Raw genomic sequence first — 4,294 nt, 5'->3', positions numbered from 1 at the left:
AATTTTTCGACCCTTTTTTCGTTAACAGTGCGTGTTATATAGGAGCGGGCTTTGGCTCGTGCTATTCCACCGAGTTCGTCTCTCGGCATTATATTCTTAAGCATATCCAATTCCTATGACACGAATAGACATTCAGAAACAGTTTTTCGGTGTCGGGAAGAAGCAGCAATTACTGAAGAACGTTCTATAGTAATAACATGAAATGTCGGATATAGAGCTCGGATCGCGGGAGCATCAGCGTTACTAACTAGTACTTTACAGCCAAAATTTGAAAGGGTCGTCGCGACGTCTGCAAGCCGAATTTGATCTTCCCATTGAAATATTGACTGATTGTATTTGAGAAAACCATTATTCAATCCTTTCTTAAATGAATGCGCTGTAAGAATGTACTTTCATCATTTAGAATATATCATTCATCACTGCAAAAAGATTCATAAACTCCGGCTGGTCTAACAAGAACTGCATCCAGAACATCCAGCGTGCCGACAGTTTGTTGATTCCAAGTCTCTGCTTCTCAATTGTTCGACCATTGTTTGTGATATTCACATCAATTGGAATTTTGTTGCCCGGATCGACCGTAGCCGAAACGAGTTTAGTGGGTTTTGTGTAGCTATACTTTGTCCAGATTTTCTGGCCGTCCCATTGCTCGCGGATGGTCTCGCCGTTTTCAAAAACCATTTCGATTTCAACGGGGAATTTGAACTCGCCGAGACGTCTCACCTTCACTTCAGTGAAATACATTTCAGGTGTTTCATCCTGCTCAGGACTTGTGGTTGCTGAATCCAAGTCCATCGTTGGAACCGCATCCTTGGAAGCCACCAATTCACCGGTTTCGACAACTTCCTGCGTTAAAAGCGGCTTTTCTTCCGTCGTCGAAATGTCGAAGTCAAAGCCGCTTGCCTTTTTTACTTTTTTTGAACGAACACTGGTTACGCTGTAATCAAGCAGGGCGTTTGAAAAAAAAGCCTGGTCGAAAAACCAGTCGAGGTTTTGGCCGGAAACATCATTTACGACAGCGATGAAATCTTGCGTCTTCGGGTGTTTAAAGCGCCACCGCTTAACATATTCCCGCATGACTTTGAGCATCAAATCTTCGCCTAAATAGTTTTGCAGTGTTGTCAGCACAATCGCGGGCTTTGAATATGAATTCGTCCCGTAACTGCCTCCGGAATAATATTCCCAGGCGCGCCTTACCATCGGGTCGCGATCTGCCTGGTTGATATATTGCATCCTGTGGACCTGTTGGATGTTAATCTTGATACCAAAAAGATCAATCGAATCACCAACCGGACCAAAAACATCTTGCATAATCTGAATTTCAGTATAAGAATTAATGCCTTCATCCATCCAGCTTTCTTCGAATTCATTGGATGCCAAAAGGTGATACCAGTAATTATGTCCGAACTCATGCAGAATCACCATTTCAACTGAGCGCAAGCCTTCAGGCAGGCCGTAAACGGTCCCCGCTGTGATAAGCGTTGGATACTCCATTCCGCCGGATCCCCCCGCTCCACGCCGGGGATCGACAACCGTTAAGTTTGGAAAAGGATAATCACCATACCAATTCTGAAAATATTCAACTGAAAATTTGGCGGCATCGAGATGGCGTTGACCCTGATATGCATGATCGGGCTGCATCAAAACTCGAATATCCACATCCTGAGCTTTGCCCGTAATCTCGACAAACTCAGGGCTGGTGGTCCAGGCGAAATCGTGAACATCTTCGGCATGGTAAAAATGCGTTGCGGTGCCATCACCGTTTTTAGTCACCAAAACTTCCACTCCCGTTGCGCCAACGATGTTGGCTTCGGGAACCGTCATGCGAACATTATAAACTCCAAAGTCCGCAAAAAACTCAGAGGTTTCATGAAACTGATGAGTGTTCCATCCCTCATCCGTGTACACTCCAATCTTTGGAAACCACTGTCCTACAAAAAAATACTCCTCTTTTGCGCCGGTTCGGGCAAACGGCGGTGACGGAAGTTTTGCCGTAAAATTGATATCAATTTCTACTGATTCACCGGGTGGCAAGGGTTTTGGTAGCGGCACACGAAATACGGTTTTATCGTTTTCATTATTATTATCCGGTTGAATAAACTGCATTTCGGCGGTTAAATCAATCGCATCTACCCCGCCTTCCAAAGCATCTCTTGGTTGAATTAAGTGAAGCGGTCCAGATTGATCCTTATGGTACTTCAGAAAAAAAGAGTTAACATCAATAAATCCCCAGCCATCCTTCTCGATCCTGTTTCCGCGGTGTGAACCTCCGGATCTCTCCATAAATGTAGACTTCGAGTTTCTAAAAGCATTCAGGTAAAGATGAAATTGCAATTCTTTGATAGTACTGCCAGTTTTGTTATGCCAGACAAGCACTTCCTTGCCGTCCAAAAGCCGTTTTTCCGTATCAAGGCTTACATCGATGTTGTAGTTTGCGATTCGCGGACTTAGCGGCTCCGGAAATAATACCGGCACTTCCTGGCCAATGACCTTCTGTGATATAAAAAGGACTGCTATGAAACATAACATCTTACCATAATTTAGATAGTACATATTATTTCCTCCAAATGACCCATAAGATAAAATGAAAGTTGAAAAAATAAATAGAAAACAGTATATTAATTTCGACAATTACAATAATTAAATGTTGCGAGAATTTTACATGAAAATCAAGCGGAATTGGCCTAAAGTTAGTTCCATTATTCGATCCCATATTAATAATAAAATATGAGTATCGGGATGATCTGAGCAATCTTATTGAGGCTGAATTCCTCAAACTCGGTTATGACCTTAAGCAAAAAAATAAAAGCAATTATCTGGGATTTCGATGGGACTTTGGTGGACACCTCCCGGAAGAATTTTAATGTCGCTAAACAAATCATTGCAGACCTGACCGGCAAAGAAGCTGAATCTTTTCCCATATTTCAGTCTCTGGAAACCTACAATTTGGCTAATCGAAGTTACAAAAACTGGCGGGAAATGTATAAAGCCGAGTACGGCTTTTCCGAGGAAGAAACAGATAGAGCGGGCAGCCTCTGGACTGAATACCAGTTGCAAAATGACACGCCTATTGAATTTTTCCCTGGTTTAGGCCGGGTCATTAAATCACTCAAAGAGTTCCCGCAAGGGATCGTCTCGATGAATTCTCAAAGTCACATCAAGCAAACCTTGGCAGAGAACAAAATATCTGACCTGTTTCAGTTTGTTGTCGGCTATGAAGAAGTTGACATGCGAAAACAAAAACCCGAACCTGATGGACTGCTCCTGTGCCTGGAAAAGCTGACGGGCTTGGCTTCGGGGTATGTATTTTACATTGGTGATCACGAAACCGATGTGAAATGTGCGGCCAACGCGAACAGGGTGCTCCGGGAACAGAAACCAGAAGTAAAAATACTAACAATTGGAGCTTTATATGGTTCGGATAAAAGCGGAAATAATAGTTGGGAACCGGATTACCGCGCCAACCAGACCGAAGAAATAATCGACATTATCAAACTTTTTCAAATTTAATTTCCCTCCTGTTAAAAAAAGCTTGACAATTAGCATATATTGTATATCTTACAAATTAATTCCACATATATAGTATAAAACTATTTCTATTTCCTTTTCTTAAAAAAAATTAATTTTCTTTAAAATCTTAAAGCTTTTGTAACATTTTCCTTTTATATTGTTTTATTCAATCTTACCTTCTTAGGGAATCTTATCGTCTAAAAAATCACTAAATTAATAACCTCAAAAAAGGAGAGATGAGATGACAAAATCAGTACGAAACAAATTGCTACTGGTCTTTTGTCTGTCATTATTTTTAACCGGCAGCGTTTTTGCACAAGGAGTAACCACGGGCGCCATGAATGGCCTGGTTACAGATGCTCAAGGCGAAGCCCTCGTCGGCGCTAATGTGATTGTCGTCCATGAACCAAGCGGTACCACTTACGGAACTGCGGTTCGAAACGGCGGCGCCTTTGACATTCGCAACATGAGAATTGGAGGTCCATACAGCGTTACGGTATCCTTCATCGGATATAAAACTCAAAAAGAAGAGAACATCTATGTAAATTTGGCCCAGACCGTAAGAATTGATTTTAAACTTCAGGAAGAAGCGATAGAAATGGAGCTGATTGAAGTAATCGCCGAGCAAGACGAAGTCCTGAACGCCGGCAGAACCGGAGCGGCTACTTTCATCAACTCTGAGCAGATTCAGCAGCTCCCTTCGATTAAACGCAGCACCAGAGATCTCATAAGATTGGATCCACGAAGCGATGGAAATTATAGCTTTGGCGGCAGAAATTGGCTGTAT

At 42.3% G+C, this 4,294-nt stretch carries 4 protein-coding genes; 2 read left to right on the top strand and 2 right to left on the bottom strand.

Annotation, left to right across the window (positions count from 1 at the left end; genetic code table 11):
• Positions 1 to 113: 113 nt before the first annotated feature.
• Positions 114 to 356: a DNA adenine methylase gene (locus IH879_20550; protein MCH7677320.1), complete on the bottom strand. Its 243-nt coding sequence runs from the start codon at positions 354 to 356 to the stop codon at positions 114 to 116.
• Positions 357 to 399: 43 nt separating this feature from the next.
• Complete coding sequence (locus tag IH879_20545; GenBank protein MCH7677319.1) at positions 400 to 2,550, bottom strand: M1 family metallopeptidase; 2,151 nt, start codon at positions 2,548 to 2,550, stop codon at positions 400 to 402.
• A 231-nt stretch (positions 2,551 to 2,781) separates the two neighbouring features.
• Between IH879_20545 and IH879_20540 the strand changes: the two genes are divergently transcribed.
• Together IH879_20540 and IH879_20535 are read left to right on the top strand one after the other, a co-directional pair.
• Complete coding sequence (locus tag IH879_20540; GenBank protein MCH7677318.1) at positions 2,782 to 3,507, top strand: HAD family hydrolase; 726 nt, start codon at positions 2,782 to 2,784, stop codon at positions 3,505 to 3,507.
• A 241-nt stretch (positions 3,508 to 3,748) separates the two neighbouring features.
• Positions 3,749 to 4,294: carboxypeptidase regulatory-like domain-containing protein (locus IH879_20535; protein MCH7677317.1), on the top strand; the 546-nt coding region annotated here is incomplete at its 3' end.

This window comes from candidate division KSB1 bacterium, from assembly GCA_022562085.1.
Taxonomy (GTDB): domain Bacteria; phylum Zhuqueibacterota; class Zhuqueibacteria; order Oceanimicrobiales; family Oceanimicrobiaceae; genus Oceanimicrobium.
The sequence above is the reverse complement of the archived record's forward strand: the minus strand, read 5'-3'. Positions and strand labels throughout refer to the sequence as shown.

Bases quoted from the DNA above. Each gene is read 5' to 3' on its own strand.
- IH879_20540 (MCH7677318.1), top strand. From the start codon at position 2,782: ATGACCTTAAGCAAAAAAATAAAAGCAATTATCTGGGATTTCGATGGG.
- IH879_20545 (MCH7677319.1), bottom strand. From the start codon at position 2,550: ATGTACTATCTAAATTATGGTAAGATGTTATGTTTCATAGCAGTCCTT.